This window comes from Amycolatopsis sp. FU40, assembly GCF_021903635.1.
In the GTDB taxonomy this organism is placed as follows: domain Bacteria; phylum Actinomycetota; class Actinomycetes; order Mycobacteriales; family Pseudonocardiaceae; genus Amycolatopsis; species Amycolatopsis dendrobii.
Genome location: NZ_CP091381.1, coordinates 6203510 through 6225425, shown reverse-complemented (window position 1 = coordinate 6225425; position 21916 = coordinate 6203510). Strand labels below are relative to the sequence as shown.

Here is a 21916-nt window from a genome sequence, read left to right as displayed (position 1 = left end):
GCCGGAACGCCCCCGCCGGGGAACGGACGCGTTGCGGATGGAGATCGATGTTCCGTCTGCTGCAACTCACAAATTGCGGGATCGCGGGCGTGCTGTCAAGAGAGCCGCCGCGGCCGCCGGGTTCACGCGGAAAAGTAGCCAAGCTGAGCGGAAAGCTCCCGGGCCGCGTCCGCCATCGGCGCGACGATCTGCCGGATCCGCTGTTTCGAGAGCCGGTAGGACGGGCCGGACGCGCTCATCGCCGCGACGACTTCGCCGCCGGGGCCGCGTACCGGCACCGCGACCGCGTGCATGCCCAGTTCCAGCTCCTCGAAGGAGGCCGCGTAACCGTCCTCGGCGACGCGGTCCAGTTCGGCCGCCAGCTCGTCCCGGTCGACCGTGGTGCGCGGCGTGTACTGCTCCAGTTCGTGCGCGAGCATCCGCTTGCGCTCGGCGTCGTCCATCGCGGCCAGCAGGACCTTGCCGCTGGACGTGGCGTGCAGCGGCGTGCGCTGCCCGGTCCAGTTCTGCGTGGTGATCGCCGCCGAACCGCGCGCCTGGCTGATGTTGATCGCGACGCCGTCGTCGGCGATCGCGATGTTGACCGTCTCGCCCAGTTCCTCGGCGAGCGTCTGGCAGGTCTGCCTGCCGAGCTTCGCCAGGTCCATCCGGCCGGTCGCGGCGCCAGCCAGCCGGACGACGCCGAATCCGATCGCGTATTTGCCGCGTTCGCCCAGCTGCTCGACCAGCCCGTGCGCCTCCAGCACGCTCAGCAGCCTGGACGCGGTGGACTTGTGCACGCCCAGCTCTCCGGCGATCTCGGTGATGCCGGTTTCGCCGTTGCGAGCCAGCAGCTCCAGGACGGTGATCGCCCGGTCGACGGACTGCACCGCGCTTCCCGTTGCGTTTCCCGAGTCCTGGTTCCGCATAGCGCAACAGTAACCGTTCGGCTGCGATCTGTTCGGCTGAGCGGGCGAATCCGGTCGCGGCCGGACGCGCGAGGCGTCCGGATGGCCCAACCGGGTCGGTGATCTTGATCTTTCCGGTGGTCAAACGCGCGGGTCGTGCGCACGGGTGCGGGCGGTAGTGCGAACATGTGGTCATGAAGGCACGTGTCTTGGTGGTCGACGACGACCCGGCGCTGGCGGAGATGCTCACCATCGTCCTGCGCGGCGAAGGGTTCGACACCGCGGTGGTCGCGGACGGTTCGCGGGCGCTGCCCGCGCTGCGGGAGCTGAAACCGGACCTGGTCCTGCTCGACCTCATGCTGCCCGGCATGAACGGCATCGACGTGTGCAAGGCGATCCGCGCCGAGTCCGGCGTGCCCATCGTCATGCTCACCGCCAAGAGCGACACCGTGGACATCGTGCTCGGGCTCGAGTCGGGTGCCGACGACTACGTGGTCAAGCCGTTCAAGCCGAAGGAACTCGTCGCTCGCGTGCGCGCTCGGATGCGCCGCACCGAGGCCGAGCCCGCCGAATCGCTCACCATCGGCGATCTGGCGATCGACGTGCCCGGACACGAGGTCACCCGCGACGGCAAGGCGATCCCGCTGACGCCGCTCGAATTCGACCTGCTCGTGGCGCTGGCCCGCAAGCCGCGCCAGGTGTTCACCCGCGAGGTGCTGCTGGAGCAGGTGTGGGGCTACCGGCACGCGGCCGACACCCGGCTGGTGAACGTGCACGTCCAGCGCCTGCGCTCGAAGGTGGAGAAGGACCCGGAGCACCCCGAGGTGGTGCTGACGGTGCGCGGAGTCGGGTACAAGGCCGGCCCGCCGTGAGCGTGCGATGACCGGTTTCGCGGGGCGGCTCCGCGCCGCCGCCCGCGCCACGGCTCGGCTGTCGGCCCGGGTCGTGGTTTTCGCACGCCGCCGCGCGGTGGCGTTCAACGAACTGTGGAAGCACTCGCTGCAGTTCCGCGTCACGATCTCGACGCTCGCGCTGTCCTCTGCCGTGGTGTTCGTGCTCGGCATGGTCCTGCAGAACCAGATCACCGAACGGCTGCTGGACACCAAGCGCCGCGCCGCGATCGAGCAGACCCAGGCCCTTGCCGACACCGCCGCGCGCGAACTGGTCGGGATCGGCGGCGAGTCCCCGGAGGCGCTGCACACGCGCCTGCAGAACGCGCTCAAGAAGATCTCGACCACGTCCTCGTCGCGCGCGGGTTCCACCGCGGGCACCTTCGAGCCGGTGCTGGCCAGCGTCGGCCGCGGCCAATCGGACACCGATCCGGTGTACGTCGGGCCGTTCCCCTCGGTGCCGGAGCGGCTGCGCCAGTTCGTCGAGGCCGACCACCTCGCGCGGCTTGAGCACACAGTCGACGAGAACGGCGTCCGGACCACGTACCTGATCGTCGGCACCCCGCTGGCGACCGCGGCCAGTCCGCTGCAGCTGTATTTGCTGTTCCCGCTCACCAGCGAGCAGACCACCGTGTCGACCGTGCAGAACACGCTGTTCGTCGCCGGGATCGTGCTGCTGCTGTTGCTCGCCGGCATCACGAACCTGGTGGTCCGGCAGGTGGTGCGGCCAGTCCGGCAAGCCGTCGCGGCCGCCGAGCAGTTCGCGGGCGGCGACCTCGACCAGCGGCTCGCCGTCGTGGGCGAGGACGACCTCGCCAAACTCGCGGTGTCCTACAACAGCATGGCGGCCAGCATCCAGAACCAGATCCGCCAGCTCGAGGAATTCGGCGGGCTCCAGCGCCGCTTCACCTCCGATGTGTCGCACGAGCTGCGCACCCCGCTGACCACCGTGCGGATGGCCGCCGACGTGCTGCACGCGTCGCGCGAGCAGTTCCCGCCCGGCCTCGCCCGCTCGACCGAACTGCTGGTCGACGAGCTGGACCGGTTCGAGGCGCTGCTCGGCGACCTGCTGGAGATCAGCAGGCTCGACGCGGGCGTCGAGGAGCTGTCCGCGGAGTACATCGACGTGCGGCCGATCGCGACGCGCGCGGTCGAACAGGTGCGGGTGCTCGCCGGGACCGCGGGCAGCGCGGTCGAACTGGTGCTGCCGGACGAGGACACCTCCGCCGAGGTGGACGCGCGGCGCATCGAACGGATCCTGCGCAATCTGCTGGCCAACGCCGTCGACCACAGCGAGGGCAAACCGGTGGTGCTGACGGTCGCGGTGAACGAGTCCGCGGTCGCGATCACCGTCCGGGACTACGGCGTCGGCCTGCGGGCGGGGGAGGCCGAGCTGGTGTTCAACCGGTTCTGGCGCGCCGACCCGTCGCGCAACCGGCGCACCGGCGGCACCGGGCTCGGCCTCGCGATCAGCCAGGAGGACGCGCGGCTGCACGGCGGCGTCCTCGACGCGTGGGGCGAACCGGGACACGGCGCGTGCTTCCGGCTCGTGGTGCCGCGCAGGCAAGGCGTGCCGATCGCGGACAGCCCGCTGGTGCTGCCGCCGCCGGACGCCGTTTCGGAGATCACGCTGTCGCCGTCGTCGGTCGCCGAACTGCACCCCGCGCCGGAGGCGATCCTCGCCGATCCGGCTCCGGACCGGGAGGAGGTCGGTCAGTGAGGCGAGTGCTCGTATTCCTCGCCTGCGCACTGGTGCTCGTGAGCTGCGCGAACGTTCCGCAGGAATCGCTGCCGGTCGTGGTGTCGGTCGAAAAAGCGCCACAGCAGGCCAACAACGCGCCGGAACCGCCCGCCAACGCCGAACCGCTCGACATCGTGCGGCTGTTCATCAAGGCCAACGCCGATCCGCGGTCGGGCAACGCGGCCTCGCGGGCGTTCCTCGACGACAAACAGCGCGGCGCGTGGCGGCCGAACCGCTCGTTCACGATCATCGACAAGACCTTCAGCACGGTCTACGACCCCACGGCCAGCACCGGCGCCACCACGACGTCCACTCCGTCGGCTAGCGCGCCGGACCCGAACGTCCGCACGGTCACCGTGCGCGGTTCGGTGCTCGGCACGCTGAGCGCGGACTCCGCGTTCATCCCCGGCAGCGGCCCCGCCGAGCAGACCTTCCAGGTGCGCAAGCAGGCCGACGGCCAATGGCGGATCTCCAGCCCGCCCCCGCCGGTGCTGCTGGTGACCGACGACGAGTTCGACGGCAACTACAACCCGGTCTCGGTGAGCTTCTACTCCGCCGACTCCGGATCCTTCGTGCCGGACCTGCGCTACGTCCCGGCGAAACCGCAGTCGGGCATGCCGGGCCGGGTGATGGACCTGATCCTCCAGGGCCCGTCCGCAGGGCTCACCGGCGCGGTGAAAAACCTGTTCGGCGACGGGGTGTCGCTCGAGAACAACGTGAAGACCAACGACGACGGCTCGCTGACCGTGCAGCTGAGCGGGCTCGCCGGCGTCGGCCCGGAGACGCGGTCGCTGATCGCCGCGCAGATCGTGCTGTCGATGCAGACTGTCACGTCCACCCGGATCCGGCTGCTCGCCGACGGCGCGCCGCTCGTGGCCGGCCACGAATACTGGCGCGGCAGCGATTTGCCCTCGTACAACGCTTCGTCGTCGCCGAACGGCCTGATGACAGTCGGCGGCCGCGTCCGCTCGCTCAGCGACGGCGCGCCGATCGCGGGCGCGGTGGGCAACGGCGCGTACCCGGTGGTGAGCGCGGCCCAGTCGATCGACGGCAAACGCCTCGCGGTGGTCGAGCAGGACGGCGACCGCGTACGGCTGCGCATCGGCGACCTCGGCCGCGACCTGCCGACGGTCGAGCTTGGCGGCGGTTCGCTGAGCCGCCCGACCTGGCGTCCGGCGCAGAGCGGGGCCGGGCCGTCGAACGAGGTGTGGACGGTCGTCGACCATTCGATCATCGCGCGGATGGTCCTTGATCCGAACGGCCACTGGCTGCGCCAGAGCGTCAACGCGAACGATCTGCTGGCCCTGGGGCAGATCGGTGTCCTGCGGCTTTCCCGCGACGGCGCTCGCGTGGCCGCGACGGTGAACGGCCAGCTGGTCGTGGCGTCGGTGGTGCGCAGCGGCGACACAGTCACCTTGCGCGAGCCGCGGGTGCTGCAGCCCGGCGTGCTGACCGACGTGCTGGACGTGGACTGGGGCTCGACGCCGGACACCTTGGTGGCCGCGACGTCCTCGCCCTCGCAGCCGGTCCAGCGGCTCTCGATCGACGGACGGCGGATGGACGCTTACAACAGCTCGAACCTCACCGCGCCGGTGCGGGCGGTCGCGTCCGCCCCGAGCCAGCCGATCGTCGTCGCGGACGCCGGAGGGCTGTGGACGGCGACCGAACTGGGCGAGGTGTGGCGGCCGCAGGCACACACGATGCAGAACGCGGATCCGTTCTATCCGGGGTGATGCTCCGGCTCCGGTGCCCGCACGGCCGAAAACTGTCGGTGGTCGGGTGCACACTCGGAGTCATGTTGCTGAGACTGCTCCTGAACCTGCTTCTGCCCACCTACTGCGCGGGCTGTGAGACCCGCGGCGCGGCCGTGTGCGCCGGATGCGCCACGACGTGGGGGTCCCCCACTGCGGTGTTTCGCGCGCCGCTGGCGGCCTTGGTTCCCGCCTATGCCCTGGCTCGCTACGCGGGTGTCGCCAAGCGGACCTTGATCGCCTGCAAGGAACGTCGCCGTCGGGATGTGGCCCCGTTTTTGGGCCGCGTGCTGGCGGCTGGGCTGATGGCGTTGCCTTCTGGCGGTCCTCGCGCGAGTCCGTGGTGTCTCGTTCCGGCGCCGAGCCGGTGGGTCGCTTCGCGGGTGCGTGGAGGTCCACACGTCCAGCGGATCGCTTCGGAAGCCGCCCGGCTGACGGGGGCGTATGTCGCGCCTGCCCTGGTGCTGAAGGGCGGACGGGACGCGGTCGGGCTGAGCCGGGCGGAACGGATGGCCAATCTGGAGGGGCGGCTGCGGTTCGCCGCGGCAGGCCGTCCGCCGCCAGGTGCCCGGGTCGTGGTGGTGGACGACGTGATCACCACAGGCGCCACGTCCGCCGCTTGCGTCACGGCGTTGAAAAACGCGGGCGTGCCGGTGGTGGCGGTACTCGCCCTGCTGGCGACAGTCTGAAAGGAGCCTGTCCCACGTCCGAAACCCGAACGCGTCCTGGCCGCCGCGAATCCGCCGCGCACCGAGTCCCGCGAGCCCGGAAACCGAAATCCGGTTGCGCGGAAACCGATCGTCCGCTCCGCGCCTGTCCACAACGGAACGATTCCAAAAACGGTCCGCCCGAAAACTTCCGCCCGCTTTCTCGCCAGGGAGGCAACTCGCGTTCGAACGACCACTACCGCCAGGTGTCACCTACACGAGTGATGTCAAGAGGGAACCTCCTGCCCTCGCCGCCCGTTGTCCGGGCATGAGGGTCAGGGCCGGAATCACCCCCGCACCGGGGCAGTCCACCGAGGTGGCGGCTGTGCCGAAGGGGCCGGTCACCCTCGGCGTCCGAGGTGCCGCTTTGTTGCGCCGTCCGCGTGAAACTTGGGCACGCGCGCTCGGCCTTCCGAGCGGCGGTTCCGGGCTGCGCACGCATGATTCACTGCGCCGCGTGACGAGTTCCCGGATCGTGACATCCCCCGGCTCGGGGGCTGTTGCGGACGGCGTGATGAAGCTAACGTGCTCCGCTATCAGCAAAACCCGCAGGCAGGGAGGTGTGCAGCCCATGTCCCTGGCGCCGGCGGCCCGCTGAGTCCGCGTTCGCGCTACCGCCACGAGACGTCGTGATCCGGTCGCGAATTCTTTATCAGCCCGCCGAACCCGTGCAGTAGCCGTTCAGTACCGGTGCCGTGAGAACACAACAGCTCGCAGTTTCCTCAGCGAGGGAGGTCGTGTATGGACATCGTCGTTAAGGGCCGCAACGTGGAGGTGCCCGAGCATTACCGGGCGCTTGTCAGCGAAAAGCTGGCCCGCCTTGAGCGCTACGACAAGAAGGTCATCCGCTACGACGTGGAGCTCTTCCACGAGCCCAACCGCAGGCAGGCCAAGAGCTGCCAGCGCGTCGAGATCACCGGGAAGGGCCGCGGTCCGGCTGTTCGCGCGGAAGCGAGCGCAGCCGACTTCTACGCAGCGCTCGACTCCGCCGTCACCAAGCTGGAAAACCGGCTCCGGCGGACACACGACCGCAGGCGCGTGCATTACGGACGCAGCCGTCCTGAATCGGTCGCCGAGGCGACGTCGATGGTCGGCGGATCCGATGCCGTCGCCGGGCCCGCCATGGGCACGGCCGTACTGGACGCACCCGACGCGACCGAACCCATGGTGAACGGTTTCGCGGCGACGAGTGCGGGCGACATTCCCCGGCAGGGGCGATGGGAAGACGAGGACCTGGGCCATCAGCCCGGCCGCGTCGTCCGCGAGAAGCAACACGCCGCGGACCCCATGACGGTGGACCAGGCTCTCTACGAGATGGAGCTGGTCGGCCACGACTTCTACCTGTTCAACGACTCCGAGGCCGGCCGGCCGAGTGTCGTCTACCGGCGAAAGGGCTTCGACTACGGCGTGATCCGGCTGGGCTGATCCAGTCCGGGACAACAGCACCGGCGGCCCGCACGCGAACGCGTGCGGGCCGTCCGCGTGCCCGGAGCACGACCCGCGGCACGACCTTCGTCGGGACCTGTGCAAACCTTCCGTGACCTTCTGCGACGACGTGCGTGCGCGGACCAGCCCGCGTTCCCTACGATGGGGGAGACGGCGGCGGCGCACACGGGCGCCAGCCGTGGCGATTTACTGCCCGGGAACGGCCTGGGCGCGATCATGATCAGCTAGTGAGGTCGACCGGATGGTGCTGAACCGCCTGCTCCGCGCGGGCGAGGGCAAGATGGTGAAGCGGCTGCGCAACATCGCCGATCACATCAACACCCTCGAAGACGACGTGAAGGACCTGTCGGACGCCGAACTGCGGGCCAAGACCGACGAGTTCCGCGAGCGGTACGGCAAGGGCGAATCCCTGGACGAGCTGCTGCCGGAGGCGTTCGCCGTCGCCAGGGAAGCCGCGCACCGGGTGCTCGGCCAGCGGCCGTACGACGTCCAGCTCATGGGCGGGGCCGCACTGCACCTCGGCCAGGTCGCCGAGATGAAGACCGGCGAGGGCAAGACGCTGACCTGTGTCCTCGCGGCTTACCTGAACGCCATCCCGGGGGACGGCGTGCACGTCGTCACCACCAACGACTACCTCGCCAAGCGCGACGCCGAGTGGATGGGCCGCATCCACCGCTTCCTCGGTCTCGAGGTCGGCGTGATCGTCGCCGAGCAGGACCCGCAGGAGCGGCGCAAGCACTACAACGCCGACGTCACCTACGGCACGAACAACGAGTTCGGCTTCGACTACCTGCGCGACAACATGACCTGGTCGCTCGACGAATGCGTGCAGCGCGGGCACAACTTCGCGATCGTCGACGAGGTCGACTCGATCCTCATCGACGAGGCGCGCACCCCGCTGATCATCTCGGGCCCCGCGGACCAGTCGTCGCGGTGGTACGTCGAGTTCGCCCGGCTCGCGCCGCTGATGCAGGGCATCGACACCACCACGATGGGCACGCGCGAACGGGTCGAGAAGGCCAACCTGATCAACTCGAAGTACCACTACGAGACCGACGTCCGGAAGCGCACCGTGGCGGTCACCGAGAAGGGCGTCCGGTTCGTCGAGGACCAGCTCGGCATCGAGAACCTCTACGAGGCGGCGAACACCCCGCTGGTCGGCTACTTGAACAACGCCTTGAAGGTCAAGGAGCTCTACCACAAGGACAAGGACTACATCGTCCGCGACGGCGAGGTCATGATCGTCGACGAGTTCACCGGGCGCATCCTGGTGGGCCGCCGTTACAACGAGGGCATGCACCAGGCGATCGAGGCCAAGGAAGGCGTCGAGATCAAGGCGGAGAACCAGACGCTCGCCACGATCACGCTGCAGAACTACTTCCGGCTCTACAAGAAGCTGTCCGGCATGACCGGTACCGCCGAGACCGAGGCGGCCGAGTTCCACCAGACCTACAAGCTCGGCGTGGTGCCGATCCCGACGAACCGGCCGATGGTCCGCGCGGACCGCGCCGACCTGATCTACAAGAACGAGCAGGCCAAGTTCGAGGCCGTCGCCGAGGACATCGCCGAACGGCACGAAAAGGGCCAGCCGGTGCTGGTCGGCACCACGAGCGTGGAGAAGTCCGAGCACCTGTCGAAGCTGCTGCTCAAGCTGGGCGTGCCGCACGAGGTGCTGAACGCGAAGTACCACAACAAGGAAGCGCTGATCGTCGCGCGCGCCGGCCGGAAGGGCGCGGTCACCGTCGCCACGAACATGGCGGGCCGCGGTACCGACATCGTGCTCGGCGGCAACCCGGACATCATCGCCGACGAGGTGCTGCGCGAGCGCGGGCTCGACCCGGTCGAGAACTCCGAGGAGTACGAGGCCGCGTGGCCGAAGGTGCTCGAGGAGATCAAGGAAGAGGCGCGCGCCGAGGCCGACGAGGTCCGCGAGGCGGGCGGGCTCTACGTGCTCGGCACCGAGCGGCACGAGTCGCGGCGCATCGACAACCAGCTGCGCGGTCGTTCCGGACGACAGGGCGACCCCGGCGAATCGCGGTTCTATCTGTCGCTGGGCGACGACCTGATGCGCCGGTTCAACGCGGTGCTGGTCGAACGCATCATGACCACCATGCGGCTGCCGGACGACGTGCCGATCGAGCACAAGATGGTCTCCAAGGCGATCAAGAGCGCGCAGACCCAGGTCGAGCAGCTCAACATGGAGACCCGCAAGAACGTCCTCAAGTACGACGAGGTCATGAACGAGCAGCGCAAGGTGATCTACGCCGAGCGGCACCGCGTGCTCGAGGGCGAGGACCTGCGCGAGCAGATCGAGCACATGATCATCGACGTGGTGAAGGCGTACGTCTCGGGCGCGACCTCCCAGGGTTACGCCGAGGACTGGGACCACGAGCAGCTGTGGACCGCGTTGAAGACGCTGTACCCGGTGAGCCTCGACTGGGACGACCTGATCGAGGACGGCGACCTCGACGCGGAATCGCTCAGTCAGGCGCTGGTCGACGACGCGCTCGACGCGTACGCCAAGCGCGAGGCCGAGATCGACGAACTGGTCGGCGAGGAAGGCTCGATGCGCCGCCTCGAGCGCCAGGTCATGCTCACCGTGCTGGACCGCAAGTGGCGCGAGCACCTCTACGAGATGGACTATCTCAAGGAGGGCATCGGCATGCGGGCGCTCGCGCAGCGCGACCCGCTGATCGAGTACCAGCGCGAGGGCTTCGACATGTTCCGCGCGATGCTCGACTCGCTGAAGGAGGAAGCCGTCGGCTTCCTGTTCAACCTCCAGGTCGAGCGCGCCGAGCCGGAAACCGTGCAGCAGCCGGAACCGTCGGCGCTTCCCGGCGGCGTCACCTCCGCTACCGCCGCGGCCGCGGGCGCCTTCGGCAACCAGAGCGAGGACGAGGGCAAGCACGCCCGTCCGGCCCCGCCGCAGCCCCCGGCCACCGACTCCGATTCGGTCCCGTCCGCCTTGCGCGGCAAGGGACTCGGCGGCGGTGTCCAATCCGGACTGACCATGTCCGGCCCCTCCGAGGGCGGCGGCGTCGAGTCCCATTCGGACAGTGCGAACGACTCGGACTCCGGAGCCGCGGGCGGCACCCGCCGCGAACGACGGGCTGCTGAGCGGGCGCAGGCGAAGAAGGGCAAGAAGGGCCCGCGTCGCTGACGCTGTCCACTATGGACTGTGCTTGATCGAGAACGGCAGCACGAGAACACTCGTGCTGCCGTTCTTTTTGGCTCCATAACGGACCTGGTGTCCTAGCTTTTAGGACGCGCGTCCCAGCCAGATTCAGGCCACTGAGTGCCGGCCGGACTGCGCGATCTCGACGTGCGGTGCGAGCACGTGAAACCGCGTGCACACCCACCCCGTCCGCGTCCGCTCGAACCGCGCCGCCAGCGCCAGCACCCGAGGCCCGGAATGGATGATCGTGCTGGTCTCGAGCACGGTCTCCGCCGGACGGCAGATCCGCAGGTCCCCGGCGACGTGGTGGCGGATGCCCGGCAGCAACCCTTGGCTGCTGAGCCGGGAAAACAACGCCTCGTCCACGAGCGGACGGATCTGCCCGGCCGCCCGCCGCCCGGCGAGGACTTCGAGGATGGCGTTGAGTCGCTGAGTGAGTCGCTGCCCGGTAGGCGGGTCAGTCAGCCGCACCAACCGATGCCCAGCGGGCGGCAGGTCATCCGGCGACGGCCACCGGCTGCGGCGATGCACACGTCGGCCGTTGACCTCCGGAACAGCGGCCAGCGGCCGGAGGCTGTGGTTCGTCATTGAGTTCCCTCCCCGAAACATGGACGTCCACCCGCGGGTTAGTGCGTCCTGGAGCAGGAGGATGGGACGTTGAGTGCCTGATCCGGCGAAAAGGGCAGATTGGCGCAGACGGGATGTGGCCGATGCGCTAAAGGGAGCTTCGCGCCGCCTTGCCGCCCCAAACAAGCAGATAGGCTGGCGAAGTGCTGAAAGGCTTGCTCGTCGACTACGCCGGAGTGCTAACCGACCCGGACGCCGCGCTTCTCTACGAATACCTCCGCGACGCTCGCGCGAACGGCACTCGCACCGCGCTCGTCTCGAACGCGCCCGGAGCCGCCCCGGGGGTGAAAACTGAGCTGGCGCAATACTTTGACGCGCTCGTCTTCTCCGGCGAGGTCGGTGTGGCCAAGCCGAACCGCGAGATCTACCTCGTCGCGGCCGAGCGGATCGGGCTGGCCGCGCCGAGGTGTGTGTTCGTGGACGACGCCGAGCGCAACGTGCGCGGGGCAGTGGCCGCGGGCATGGTCGGCGTGCATCACCGCAGCATCGCCGAAACTCTCGACGAGCTGGCGGCCTTGTTCAGCTGACCCCGCGTCGCACCAATTCGAACGACAGCACGGCAGCCGCGGCGGAGACGTTGAGTGATTCGACGTCTCCGGGCATCGGGATCGACACCCACTCCGTCACCAACTCGGCGACAGCCTCGCCGACACCTTCGGTCTCGCCGCCCAGCACGAACGCCGAACGCTGCGGCAGCTCGACGTCGAACACCGACGTCGACGCTGAGGCACCGAGCGCGAACAGGCTGTATCCGGCTTCCACCAGCATTTCCGCCGCCTCGCGTGCCGATCCGCAGCGCAGTACCGGTGCCCGGAAGGCAACGCCCGCCGAGGATTTCACCACCATCGGATCCAGCGCGGCGACGCCCCGGCGCGGCACGATCACGCCCGACAAGCCGGCGGCCGTCGCGGTGCGCAGGATCATCCCGACGTTGGCCGGCGTGGTGATGCCGTCCAGGAGCAGCAGCCGGGCAGGCGGGCGGCGGTCGTCCAGGGCCGCGGCGAGGGCGCGCATCCGCGGCGCGACGACGTCGGCCAGTACGCCTTGGTCTTGTTTTCCGTTGCCGGCCAGCACTTTCACCCGGTGTGCGCTCGCGCGCTGCACCGGCACCCCGGCGGCTTTCGCGGCGCGCTGGATCTCCGCGGCGGCGGGGCCGCGCGCGGTGTCGGCGAGGATCACCTTGTCCACGCGCAGGTCCGGATCGCCCAGCGCCTCCAGCACGGGCTTGCGCCCGTATACGGTCAGGAAGCGGTCTTTCGGCGAACCCGCCAGCTCATCACCCACACCGGCCAGTCTCGCATTGTGTAAGGATCGGCTCATGCCCGACCGCCTGTCCGCGCTGGACGCCTCGTTCCTGTACGTCGAGGACCAGACGACGCCGATGCACGTCGGGGGCGTGGCGATCTTCGAACGGCCGTCGTCCGGGTTCACCTACGAGCAGGTGCTCGACCTCGTCGGCGCGCGGCTGGCGTTCCTGCCCCGCTACCGGCAGCGCGTGCTCGGCGTGCCGGGGCACCTCGCGCGCCCGGTGTGGGTGGACGACGCCGACTTCGACCTGAACTACCACGTCCGCCGCTCCGCGCTGCCCCAGCCGGGCAGCGACGAGCAGTTGTTCGACCTGGTCGCGCGGCTCATGTCGCGGCGGCTGGCACCGGAACGCCCGTTGTGGGAGGCGTATTTCGTCGAGGGGCTGGCAGGCGACCGGGTCGCGATGGTGACGAAAACGCACCAGTCCGTTGTGGACGGTGTCGGCACGATCGACCTCGGCCAGCTCATCCTCGACGAGACTCCGGAACCGCCCGAGCCGTTCGAGGACATGTGGGCGCCGCGGCGCGAGCCGAGCCGTGCGCAACTGGTTCTCGACGCGATGAGCGAGACCGTGCAACGCCCCGGCGAGCTGATCGAAAACGTGCGCTCCATCGCGGGCGACGCGGTGACCACGGTGAGCAAGGCCGTCGAGACGCTCGGTGGCGTCGCGGCGACGATCACGCGGCCCGCTCCGCCCGGTCCGTTGAACGTGCGGGTGTCCGGCGGCCGGGTGTTCTCGGTCGTGCGCACGCGGCTGGAGGATTTCCGCAAGATCCGCGCGGACCACGGCGGCACGGTCAACGACGTCATCCTCGCCGCGATCACCGGTGCGCTGCGGGAATGGCTGCTGTCGCGCGGGGAGAACCTCACGCCGACCGAGACCGTGCGCGCGCTCGTGCCGATGGCGGTCACCGACGCCGAAACCGCCGAGTTCGCGACGCCCGCGCTGGTCGGCAACGAGGTCGCGGCGTACCTGGTCGACCTGCCGGTCGGCGAGCCGAGCGCGGTGCTGCGGCTGCAGCACATCGGCCACGCGATGGCCGAGCACCTGAATTCGGGAAGATCGGTGGCCGCGCGCGGGTTGCTGAAGGTGAGCGGGTTCGCGCCGGCGACGCTGCATTCGCTCGGCGCGCGGGCAGGCGGATCGCTGTCCGGGCGGATTTTCAACCTGATGATCACGAATTCGCCTGGCCCGCAGGTGCCGATGTACGCCGGAGAGGCGAGACTGGTGGAGATGTTCCCGGTGATGCCGCTGATGCGCACGCAGGCGCTGGCGATCGGGGTCACCTCCTACCACGGCGGTGTCTACTTCGGACTCAACGGCGACCGCAAGGCCGCGTTCGACGTCGGGCTGCTCGGCGGGATGATCGAAGAAGCACTGGAAGAGCTGAAGGGTGCGCACTGGTGAGGGTTTATCTGCCTGCGACGATCGCGATGCTGCGCGACCTGGAGGCCAATGGCGAGTTCCGCGCTCGCAGCGGCACCGGTTTCGCGCTGACGCCCGCTCTGCGCGAGGCGTATGCGAGCGGGTCCGACGAGGAGCTGGAATACGCGGCTTTACTGGACGCGGCCCGTGCTTCGCTGCGCCTGATCGCGGCTGAGGAAAAGGCCGAGCCGCGGCGCGCCGTGGTCTCGGTGGACGTCGACGACGCGACGCTGCGGCCGGACCTGGACGCGGCCGTCGTGCGCCTTGCCGGTCCGGTGCCGAAGTCCCAGATCGCGGCGATCCACGTAGACTCGGCCGAGGCGGAGGACGCGGTGGCCGCCGCGGCGGCGGTGATCGACGCCGCTGACCTTGGCGACGAGGACGCCGAGTTCACCCTCGGCGACGCCGAGGACCACGAGCTGGCCTGGTACGCGCTGCAGGAGCTGCCCTTCCTGCTCGAGCTGCTTTAGCGATCCTCCACGGCATGGCCAAGCCGCGGGTGCGGTCAGCCGCCGGTGAGGACGCCGATCTCCGCCGGGGCAGGGGCGTTGACGGTGACCGGGGAGTTCCAGTCCGTGTAGCGCGCCTTGACCGTGGCGACGCCGGTCTGGCCGGTGGCCTGCATGACCGGCGTCAGGTCCAGGACCAGCTGCATCGGCCGGTGCTGCTGATCCAGCCAGAGGTCGAACGGCACCGTCTTGCCGCGGTCGCCGAGCCGGGTCAGTGCTTCGGCCGGGAGGCCGCCGGGCAGCTGGGAGCCGAGTTTCGCCAGGTCGACGGTCAGGTGATAGTGCTCGGCCGAGGCTCCGTCGAGGGTGGTTTCCTCGCTGGACGCCACGGTTCCCGCCGTGCGGACCTGCGCCAGGGTGCGCGCTGGGTCGTTCTGCTCGGCCAGCTGGGCCAGGCTGCCGCCCAGCACCTGCGAGAGCGGGTCGGTGCCGTCCGGGGACACCTTCACCCACGTTTTGTGGTCGCTGACCTGGTCACGCGCGCTTTCCGGGACCTTCGCGTACAGCGTCTTGTCCACCAGGCGCAGCTCGAGCGGCTCGCCGACGTAGTCCGTCGTCATCGACAGCGACGTCCCGGCGGGGTCGAATTTCGCCTGGCCCTGCCCGTGGGACACGAGGGTGCCGGTGGTGACGTCAGCGGTGAACTTCGCGGTGTGCCCGGCCAAAGTCGCGGCCGAGGCGGCGTCCGCGAGCGCACGGGCGTCGGTGAAGCGCTGCGGTTCCGGGGCGCTGGAACAACCCGCCGAGACGATTGCCAGCAGCGCGGCGACACCCGCCACGGCCGTCCTGCGCATCCGAAAACCCTCTCTGACCGGCCGTAAAGTGCCTCAAGCCAAGCACAACGGGCGGGTCCGCCCCGTTCGGGGGAACGTGTGCTACCGGCAGTAGCGCACAAAAAACGGGCCCCGAGCCGGAGCGGCTCGGGGCCCGCGAAAAGCGGCGGGGATCAGCGCCCCATCTTCTTCATCAGCTCGCCGAAGTCGGTGACCTGGTCGGCGGGCGGCGCGGTCACGTCGACCGGCTTGCCCCAGTCGCTGTACTTGACGTCGATCTTGCCGCCTGCCGCGGCCGCCGCCGGCGAACCGGTCGAGGCGCCGAGCTGCTTCATCATCTCCGTCTGGTCCATGGTGATCTGCACCGGGAGCTGGTCCTTGTCGATCCAGATTTCGGCCGGGATCTGGATGCTCTTGCCGTCGAGCATCTTCTTCATCTGGGTCTTCACTTCTTCGGGCATGCCCTTGGCGTAGGTCTCCATGGACTTGCTGACATCCAGCTCGACCTTGTAGTGGTTGACCTTCTCGCCGTTCAGGTCGACCTGATCGGCCGAGACGATCCGGCCCGCCTTCGAGACCTGGTCGAGAATCTGGGTCGGGTCGCTCTGCTGGGTCGACTGCGACATCATCTTGCTGAACGACTGCGACATCGGGTCGGTGGCGTCCGGCGAGATCTTCAGCCACGGCTTGTCGCTGCCGAACTGCTTGGACTGCGAGGCGGGGACCTTCATGTAGAGGGTCTTGTCCACGTAGCGCATTTCGGTGGGGCCCTGCGGGCTGTCCATCGTCATGGTCATGGACGAGTTCTCGCCGTCGAAGCGCATCGAGCCTTCGGCCTTCTGGCCCATCATTTCCATCGTCATCTTCGCCGACTTGGCCTTCTCCGTGCCCTGCTTGGCCGCGTCGGCCAGCTTCAGCGCGTCGCTGAACGGCGACGCCAGGCCGGACCCGCCGTCCTTGGACTGCCCGGCCGGGGACGCGGTGCCGTTCTCGGCGCTCGAGCCGCAGCCCGTCAGCACCAGCGCCAGCGCCGCACCGGCGGCGACAGCGAACGTCGTGGTCTTGCGCATGGTTCTCCCCCTAGGAAGGAATCGGTCTTTCACCTGCGTTGTCGCCGGCCGGCCTTGGGGCCGCGTCTTTGCGGTCCGGCGCGCGGGCCACTGGCGGGGTGACTCCGCGAGGTTGCTTCTGTGACGCCGTCCGGCGGGAAAAGGTTCCCTCCGCCGGAGAGGTTTCTTCCGGTTTGCCAATCCGGCCAAAAGCAGGCCGCCCCCCCCCCGCGCGGCCGGTAACCGTTGCTGCGAAGCCAGTAGGCCGTGACTGTGGTCGGATTGGCAATGACCGGCACCGTATCTTATCCGCCCATGTCGTCCACCAGATCCGCAGCCGGTGCCGCGACGTCGACCGGAGTGCCCCAGCGGCGGTACTGGACGGTCAGCACGGAGCCGGTCTCGTCGGGGTCGAACCGGGCCATCGGCCGCTGGTCCAGGACGACCTTGACCGGTCGCTGGTAATCGTCCAGCCAAAGGTCCAGCGGGATCCGGACCCCCTTTCCGGCCAAGCGCGTCCGGATCCGGTACTGCGATTCGTCGGCGATGAAGCCGATCAGATGGTTCGAGACACGCTCGAAATCCAGCTGCACGCGGTAGTGCGTGAGCTTGCGGCCGTCGAGTTCGATCTGCTCGGACCCGGTCAGTTCGCCGGCTTGGACGAGTTGGTCGACGGTGCGCAGCGGGTCGGTCTGTTCGGCGGTTTGCTTCGCAAGCGTCCAGAACGCTTTGGAGTACATGTCGGCGGCGAGCGGGAAGAACCGGATCCACCGGCGAGCGGAATCGGACTGTGCGCTGGGCGGCTTGAAGAACAGCGTCTCCCCGGCCATGCGTACTTCGCTGTCGTTGGAGAGGCGCAGGTCGACGGCGGTGTGCGGGCCGTTGTAGAGAAGGCCGACCTCGACGTCGGCCGATCCTTTGCCGCTCTTCGAGGACATGATCAGCCGCACCGTGCCGGTCTTTCCGAGGCTCTGGCGGACAGCCGCGGCGAGCGACCCGAGATCGGTGAACGGGCTCGCCGCCGATGACGCGGGCGCGCCGCACCCAGCCAGCGCGAGCGCGGCGCAAACGGCCGCGGCACCAACGCGGAGCCGCATTCAGTTCCCCCTGGACTTCGATGCTGTCGCACTCCGTATCGCCAGCCGCGGCCAGGGGTTACGCCGTTCAGGTCACGATTCGGTGCGGATGTCCCCGCCGCCGCCCGAGCGCGACACCAGGAGCCTGCGCAGCGACGCGAGCCGCTCGGCTCCGGCGTTTCCGTCGGCGACCACGTCGTCCAGCGCGCAGTCCGGGTCCTCGGGCGGGCCGAGGTGGCCGCAATTGGGCGGGCATTCCTCGGCGGCCTCGGCGAACTCCTCGAAGGCGTTGACGATGTCGTCCGCGGTCACGTGCGCGAGCCCGAACGATCGGACGCCGGGGGTGTCGACCACCCAGCCGCCGTCCGCCAGCGGCAGCGCCACCGCGGCGACCGAGGTGTGCCGTCCTTTGCCGACCGAGCTGACGTCGCCGGTCGCGAGTTCGGCGGCGGGCACCAGGCGGTTGACCAATGTCGACTTGCCGACTCCGGAGTGCCCGACGAGGGCGGTGATCCGGCCGGCGAGGCGTTCGCGCAGGCCCTCGGGTTCCTCGTCGTGCCGGGTGACGATGGCCGGGACGTCGAGGCCCGCGTATCCGGCGAGCAGCGAATCCGGGCTGGCGAGGTCGGCTTTCGTCAGGCACAGCACGGGTTCCAGGCCGCCGGCGTAGCACGCGACGAGGCAGCGGTCGATGAATCCGGGCCGGGGAAGGGGGTCGGCGAGCGAGGTGACGATCAGCAGTTGCGCGGCGTTGGCGACGACCACGCGTTCGTACGGGTCGGTGTCGTCGGCGGTGCGGCGCAGCACGCTGGCGCGCTCGTCGACGCGGACGATCCTGGCGAGGGTGTCCGGCCGGCCGGACACGTCGCCGACCAGCGCGACCATATCCCCGACGACCACTGAAACGCGGCCCATTTCGCGGGCGCGCATGGCCATCACGACGCGATCCGGATCGGCGTCGACCGCGCACGTCCAGCGGCCGCGGTCCTTGCCGATCACCATCGCGGTGACCGCGTCGGCGTGCTCGGGCCTGCGCTTGCTGCGTGGCCTGGTGCCCTTGCCGGGACGCACCCGCACGTCGGATTCGTCCAGCCGCCTCCAGTCGCCTCGCCCCAAGCCGCCCACGTCCTCCCGGTCGCCCTTTGCCTGGTCGAATGATCCCATGCCAGTCGCGCCGGGCCCGGTTTGCGTGCGACGATGGCCGCGAGGCACCCCGAGGAGGTTGGCATGTGCGGCCGTTACGCCGCGACGAAAGACCCGGCGAAGCTGGTCGAGGAGTTCGCCGCGGTCGACCTGACCGAGGGCCGGGCGCGAGTGGACCACAACGTCGCGCCGACCAAGAACGTCGTGACCGTGGTGCAGCGGCATCCCCGCGACGCCGACGGGCTCGTGCTGGAAGACGAGCCGGCGGAGCGCTCGCTGCGGATCATGCGGTGGGGCCTGGTTCCGTTCTGGGCCAAGGATCCTTCGGCCGGGTCGCGGATGATCAACACCCGTGCGGAAACCGCGAAGGAGAAGCCCGCGTTCAAACGTGCGCTGGCGTCGCGGCGCTGCCTGGTTCCCGCCGACGGCTGGTTCGAGTGGCGGCGCACCGGCAAGGAGAAGGAGCCGTTCTACATGACGGATCCCTCCGGGAAATCGCTCGCCTTCGGCGGAATCTGGGAAAGCTGGCGGCCGAAGGACGACAAGGACGCCGAACCGCTGATCACCTTCTCGATCCTGACGACGGACGCCGCGGGGCAGCTCACCGACGTCCACCACCGGATGCCGCTGATCGTGCCGCACGAGAACTGGGCGGGCTGGCTCGACCCGGACCGGTCCGAAGTGGACGAACTGATGGCGCCGACGTCGCCCGCGGTCGTGGAATCGCTGGAGCTGCGGCCGGTGTCGAGCCTGGTGAACAACGTCCGCAACAACGGCCCGGAACTGTTGCGGCGCACGGAAACCGAACAGCCCGTCGATTCGCTGTTCGACCTGCCATGACCACGCTGGAGATCGACACCGAACACGGGCTCGCGCGAGCCGAACTGCATTGCGCGCCCGACGGCGACGCGGTGCTGCTGCTCGGCCACGGCGCGGGCGGCGGCATCGGGGCGAAGGATCTCGTCGCGGTAGCCCAGGCGGCGAAGGCGGCCGGGATGCATGTGGCGCTGGTGGAACAGCCCTATCGGGTGGCCGGCCGCCGGGCCCCGGCTCCGGCCAAGCAACTGGACACGGCGTGGCTGACGGTGGCGGACGAGATCTCCGCCCGGTTCGACGATCTGCCGCTGGTGTTCGGCGGTCGTTCTTCCGGTGCGCGGGTGGCCTGCCGGACGGCTTCGGCCGGGCAGGCGGTCGCGGTGCTGTGCCTGGCTTTTCCGGAACATCCGCCGGGGAAGCCGGAGAAGTCGCGGCAGGCGGAGCTGGACGCGGTCGAGGTGCCCGCGCTGGTGATCCAGGGGGAGCGGGACCCGTTCGGGCGGCCTTCGGCGGCTCCGCACCACGAGATCGTCGTGGTGGCGGGGGACCACACGCTGGCCAGCGATCTGGACGCGGTGGCGCGGGCTGCCGCGGAGTGGCTGGGACGGGTTGTCCGGCCGCATCTGTGACGCTGGCTGTGGATAGTTCGGCGCGGCAAAACCGCAGGTCAGTGCTCCTTGAGTTGAGTTATCCACAGGTTCGCGAGCCTGTGGGCAACTGCCGCCGGGCAGATTCGGAGACCGCCTCATGACCGATCAGCTGCGCGTCGTGCTCGCCGAGGATCACTACCTGGTCCGGGAAGGCACCCGGAAGCTTCTCGAGGACTCTGGCCGCGTCACGGTCCTCGCCACGGTCGGCACCGGCGAGGACCTGCTCGCCGCCGTGGAACGCGAACGTCCGGACGCGGTCGTCACGGACATCCGGATGCCGCCCGGCCAGCACCTCGAAGGCATCACCGCCGCGCACGCCGTCCGAGCCGGGCATCCCGGGATCGGGGTCGTGGTGCTGTCCCAGCACGCCAGCGAGCAGTACGCGTTCGCGCTGTTCCAGCACGGCACCTCCGGGCTGGCTTATCTGCTCAAGGAACGGATCGGCGACGTCGACGAACTCGTCCGTGCTCTCGGCGAAGTCGCCGCGGGCGGGTCGGTGGTCGATCCGCGCGTTGTGGAAGTCCTCGTGGACAGCCGGGCGCGTGGCACCGCTTCGCCGCTGGCCCGGCTGACTCCCCGCGAGCTCGACGTGCTGCGGCTCATGGCCGAGGGGCGGAACAACCGGGGCATCGCCGAGTCCTTGGGGCTGGCGGAGTCGACGATCGAGAAGCATGTGAACTCGACTTTCGCGAAGCTCGGTCTGGCAGAGGAGCCCGGCTTGCACCATCGTGTCGCGGCGGTTCTGGCTTATCTTCGTCACGAGACGCGCAGGTGCTGATCGAAGAACGACAGCACGCGATCACGCACCACGGTTTCGGCATCCGCGATGGTTCCGATGAGTTTGTTCCGGTCCGGAGAGCTCATCAGCCCTGCGGCTGCCAGTTGGGGAGCTTCGGTGCCGAAGTCGGTGAGTGCCCAGTGCGCGGCATCGTCGATCTGCGACCAGCGGGTGCAACCGCCCCGGTGGGCGAGCAGCGCGGACCAGGTCCGGGTGATCCGTGCGTCCCGGAATCCGGCTGTGCCCAGCAGCAACACCGCCCGATGCACGCCGTGTGCGGCCACCGGGAGCAGTTCGCCGTCTTGGCCGGGAGAGTCCGGCAGGTAGTCGAGGTACCCGTCCATATCGGCGGCCGCATCGACTCGCCGGTCCTCGTACAACGCCTCGGTCGCCGCCGCACCGCCTGCTCCGTGGCCGTACATCCCGACGCGCCGAAGGTCCAGGGCGCGGCCGAGATCGTGCGGCAGGGTGCGTTTCTCCGCGTCCGGATTCTGGCCCGCGGCAAGGGATTCCAGCGCGTCAAGGGTGAACCGGAGGTCGGCGAAGCGCGTGGTGAGCATCGTGCGGAAGACTGCTGGACTGGTGCGCGGATCGGCAGGCAGTTCCTTGATGGTGCGCATCCGGCCGGGAAGCTCGACTTCGCTTGTCTCGCCTGGGTGATCGACGGTCACCACCACATAGCCGTGGCTGGCCAGGTCTTCGGCGACGCTGGTGCCGAGCGTGCGCGGGTCGCCGAAGCCCGGGCTGTAGAGCACTACTGGCCGCCGGACCGGTTCGGCGGGTGCGCCGGTATACGCGTGCGTCATCGTGGCTGCCCAATCCACCCCTGAGCGCGGCAGCTCTGGATGCAGGTAGGGGACGTCTATTGCTGAGAACAGCCCGGCCGCGGCAGGGGTCATTTGCGGGGCGAGCGGGTAGCCGTGAGTGTCAGCGGCGGGATAGAACACGGTGGTCATCAGTTCTCGAAAGCCCAGTTTGGCGTCCCACGGGTCCGTTCTGGTGCGGTCGACCAGGTGGAGCGCGGTGACTCCGATCTGATGCGGACCGGTCGGTGCTGGCAGATCGAGGACGAGCGATTGTGCGGGCGGGACGGTGCTTCCCGCGAGCAGTGACGCGGTGACGAACGCGAGCAATCCACGAAACATTTCTTCTCCCGCAACGGTT

At 69.3% G+C, this 21916-nt stretch carries 20 protein-coding genes; 12 read left to right on the top strand and 8 right to left on the bottom strand.

Features of this window, described 5'->3' with window-relative positions:
- Positions 1–122: 122 nt before the first annotated feature.
- Positions 123–908 (bottom strand): IclR family transcriptional regulator, encoded by a 786-nt coding sequence (locus tag L3Q65_RS29115; protein WP_182889997.1) that lies wholly within the window; start codon positions 906–908, stop codon positions 123–125.
- Positions 909–1081: 173 nt separating this feature from the next.
- On the opposite strand from L3Q65_RS29115, the gene mtrA reads away from it, so the two are divergent.
- The 6 genes from mtrA to secA all read left to right on the top strand — a co-directional run bounded on the left by mtrA (position 1082) and on the right by secA (position 10582).
- Entirely contained in the window at positions 1082–1759 is a 678-nt protein-coding gene (gene mtrA, locus L3Q65_RS29110) for an MtrAB system response regulator MtrA (protein ID WP_037355684.1), read from the top strand.
- 7 nt (positions 1760–1766) lie between these two features.
- Entirely contained in the window at positions 1767–3497 is a 1731-nt protein-coding gene (gene mtrB, locus L3Q65_RS29105; RefSeq protein WP_182889998.1) for an MtrAB system histidine kinase MtrB, read from the top strand.
- A complete protein-coding gene (locus tag L3Q65_RS29100; RefSeq protein WP_182889999.1) occupies positions 3494–5251 on the top strand; it encodes an LpqB family beta-propeller domain-containing protein in 1758 nt (585 codons plus the stop codon). Before mtrB ends, L3Q65_RS29100 begins: the two co-directional genes overlap by 4 nt.
- A gap of 62 nt (positions 5252–5313) precedes the next feature.
- Positions 5314–5958 (top strand): ComF family protein, encoded by a 645-nt coding sequence (locus L3Q65_RS29095; RefSeq protein ID WP_237597176.1) that lies wholly within the window; start codon positions 5314–5316, stop codon positions 5956–5958.
- Positions 5959–6717: 759 nt separating this feature from the next.
- Positions 6718–7401: a ribosome hibernation-promoting factor, HPF/YfiA family gene (gene hpf, locus L3Q65_RS29090; protein ID WP_182890001.1), complete on the top strand. Its 684-nt coding sequence runs from the start codon at positions 6718–6720 to the stop codon at positions 7399–7401.
- Positions 7402–7663: 262 nt separating this feature from the next.
- Positions 7664–10582 carry a preprotein translocase subunit SecA gene (secA, locus tag L3Q65_RS29085; protein WP_182890002.1) on the top strand — a complete coding sequence of 973 codons (2919 nt, stop codon included), beginning with the start codon at positions 7664–7666 and terminating at the stop codon, positions 10580–10582.
- A 123-nt stretch (positions 10583–10705) separates the two neighbouring features.
- Here secA and L3Q65_RS29080 read toward each other — a convergent pair whose 3' ends face one another.
- Positions 10706–11185, bottom strand: a complete 480-nt coding sequence (locus tag L3Q65_RS29080; protein ID WP_220506773.1) for an Rv3235 family protein — start codon at positions 11183–11185, stop codon at positions 10706–10708.
- A gap of 182 nt (positions 11186–11367) precedes the next feature.
- Here L3Q65_RS29080 and L3Q65_RS29075 point away from each other — a divergent pair, with 182 nt between their 5' ends.
- Entirely contained in the window at positions 11368–11751 is a 384-nt protein-coding gene (locus L3Q65_RS29075) for an HAD-IA family hydrolase (RefSeq protein ID WP_043832906.1), read from the top strand.
- On the opposite strand, the gene L3Q65_RS29070 is transcribed toward L3Q65_RS29075, so the two are convergent.
- Positions 11744–12508: an RNA methyltransferase gene (locus L3Q65_RS29070; RefSeq protein ID WP_182890004.1), complete on the bottom strand. Its 765-nt coding sequence runs from the start codon at positions 12506–12508 to the stop codon at positions 11744–11746. The genes L3Q65_RS29075 and L3Q65_RS29070 overlap by 8 nt on opposite strands.
- 34 nt (positions 12509–12542) lie before the next feature.
- On the opposite strand from L3Q65_RS29070, the gene L3Q65_RS29065 reads away from it, so the two are divergent.
- Both L3Q65_RS29065 and L3Q65_RS29060 read left to right on the top strand, forming a co-directional pair.
- On the top strand, positions 12543–13940 hold the full coding sequence (locus L3Q65_RS29065) for a wax ester/triacylglycerol synthase family O-acyltransferase (protein WP_182890005.1): 1398 nt from the start codon (positions 12543–12545) through the stop codon (positions 13938–13940).
- Positions 13937–14428 carry a hypothetical protein gene (locus L3Q65_RS29060; protein WP_182890006.1) on the top strand — a complete coding sequence of 164 codons (492 nt, stop codon included), beginning with the start codon at positions 13937–13939 and terminating at the stop codon, positions 14426–14428. Before L3Q65_RS29065 ends, L3Q65_RS29060 begins: the two co-directional genes overlap by 4 nt.
- Before the next feature lie 35 nt (positions 14429–14463).
- On the opposite strand, the gene L3Q65_RS29055 is transcribed toward L3Q65_RS29060, so the two are convergent.
- The 4 genes from L3Q65_RS29055 to rsgA all read right to left on the bottom strand — a co-directional run bounded on the left by L3Q65_RS29055 (position 14464) and on the right by rsgA (position 18529).
- Positions 14464–15261: a hypothetical protein gene (locus L3Q65_RS29055; protein ID WP_237597175.1), complete on the bottom strand. Its 798-nt coding sequence runs from the start codon at positions 15259–15261 to the stop codon at positions 14464–14466.
- A gap of 152 nt (positions 15262–15413) precedes the next feature.
- Positions 15414–16310, bottom strand: coding sequence for a hypothetical protein (locus L3Q65_RS29050; RefSeq protein WP_182890008.1), 897 nt, complete (start codon positions 16308–16310; stop codon positions 15414–15416).
- A 284-nt stretch (positions 16311–16594) separates the two neighbouring features.
- Positions 16595–17386: a hypothetical protein gene (locus tag L3Q65_RS29045; RefSeq protein ID WP_237597174.1), complete on the bottom strand. Its 792-nt coding sequence runs from the start codon at positions 17384–17386 to the stop codon at positions 16595–16597.
- Between the two features lie 72 nt (positions 17387–17458).
- Complete coding sequence (gene rsgA, locus L3Q65_RS29040; protein WP_370648127.1) at positions 17459–18529, bottom strand: ribosome small subunit-dependent GTPase A; 1071 nt, start codon at positions 18527–18529, stop codon at positions 17459–17461.
- Between the two features lie 63 nt (positions 18530–18592).
- On the opposite strand from rsgA, the gene L3Q65_RS29035 reads away from it, so the two are divergent.
- From L3Q65_RS29035 to L3Q65_RS29025, 3 genes are all read left to right on the top strand, one after another.
- Entirely contained in the window at positions 18593–19348 is a 756-nt protein-coding gene (locus tag L3Q65_RS29035; RefSeq protein WP_182890010.1) for an SOS response-associated peptidase, read from the top strand.
- Positions 19345–19953, top strand: a complete 609-nt coding sequence (locus tag L3Q65_RS29030) for an alpha/beta family hydrolase (RefSeq protein WP_182890011.1) — start codon at positions 19345–19347, stop codon at positions 19951–19953. The genes L3Q65_RS29035 and L3Q65_RS29030 overlap by 4 nt, the downstream gene beginning before the upstream one ends.
- 118 nt (positions 19954–20071) lie before the next feature.
- On the top strand, positions 20072–20752 hold the full coding sequence (locus L3Q65_RS29025) for a response regulator transcription factor (protein ID WP_182890012.1): 681 nt from the start codon (positions 20072–20074) through the stop codon (positions 20750–20752).
- Here the strand turns inward: L3Q65_RS29025 and L3Q65_RS29020 are convergent.
- Complete coding sequence (locus L3Q65_RS29020) at positions 20731–21897, bottom strand: alpha/beta hydrolase (RefSeq protein WP_182890013.1); 1167 nt, start codon at positions 21895–21897, stop codon at positions 20731–20733. The genes L3Q65_RS29025 and L3Q65_RS29020 overlap by 22 nt on opposite strands.
- Positions 21898–21916 lie beyond the last annotated feature (19 nt).

What these genes read in the sequence shown, in the direction of transcription:
- L3Q65_RS29115 (WP_182889997.1), bottom strand. Translation starts at nt 908, where the DNA reads ATGCGGAACCAGGACTCGGGAAACGCAACGGGAAGCGCGGTGCAGTCC.
- mtrA (WP_037355684.1), top strand. Translation starts at nt 1,082, where the DNA reads ATGAAGGCACGTGTCTTGGTGGTCGACGACGACCCGGCGCTGGCGGAG.
- mtrB (WP_182889998.1), top strand. Translation starts at nt 1,767, where the DNA reads ATGACCGGTTTCGCGGGGCGGCTCCGCGCCGCCGCCCGCGCCACGGCT.
- L3Q65_RS29095 (WP_237597176.1), top strand. Translation starts at nt 5,314, where the DNA reads ATGTTGCTGAGACTGCTCCTGAACCTGCTTCTGCCCACCTACTGCGCG.
- hpf (WP_182890001.1), top strand. Translation starts at nt 6,718, where the DNA reads ATGGACATCGTCGTTAAGGGCCGCAACGTGGAGGTGCCCGAGCATTAC.
- secA (WP_182890002.1), top strand. Translation starts at nt 7,664, where the DNA reads ATGGTGCTGAACCGCCTGCTCCGCGCGGGCGAGGGCAAGATGGTGAAG.
- L3Q65_RS29080 (WP_220506773.1), bottom strand. Translation starts at nt 11,185, where the DNA reads ATGACGAACCACAGCCTCCGGCCGCTGGCCGCTGTTCCGGAGGTCAAC.
- L3Q65_RS29065 (WP_182890005.1), top strand. Translation starts at nt 12,543, where the DNA reads ATGCCCGACCGCCTGTCCGCGCTGGACGCCTCGTTCCTGTACGTCGAG.
- L3Q65_RS29055 (WP_237597175.1), bottom strand. Translation starts at nt 15,261, where the DNA reads ATGCGCAGGACGGCCGTGGCGGGTGTCGCCGCGCTGCTGGCAATCGTC.
- L3Q65_RS29050 (WP_182890008.1), bottom strand. Translation starts at nt 16,310, where the DNA reads ATGCGCAAGACCACGACGTTCGCTGTCGCCGCCGGTGCGGCGCTGGCG.
- L3Q65_RS29045 (WP_237597174.1), bottom strand. Translation starts at nt 17,386, where the DNA reads ATGCGGCTCCGCGTTGGTGCCGCGGCCGTTTGCGCCGCGCTCGCGCTG.
- rsgA (WP_370648127.1), bottom strand. Translation starts at nt 18,529, where the DNA reads ATGGGATCATTCGACCAGGCAAAGGGCGACCGGGAGGACGTGGGCGGC.
- L3Q65_RS29035 (WP_182890010.1), top strand. Translation starts at nt 18,593, where the DNA reads ATGTGCGGCCGTTACGCCGCGACGAAAGACCCGGCGAAGCTGGTCGAG.
- L3Q65_RS29030 (WP_182890011.1), top strand. Translation starts at nt 19,345, where the DNA reads ATGACCACGCTGGAGATCGACACCGAACACGGGCTCGCGCGAGCCGAA.
- L3Q65_RS29025 (WP_182890012.1), top strand. Translation starts at nt 20,072, where the DNA reads ATGACCGATCAGCTGCGCGTCGTGCTCGCCGAGGATCACTACCTGGTC.
- L3Q65_RS29020 (WP_182890013.1), bottom strand. Translation starts at nt 21,897, where the DNA reads ATGTTTCGTGGATTGCTCGCGTTCGTCACCGCGTCACTGCTCGCGGGA.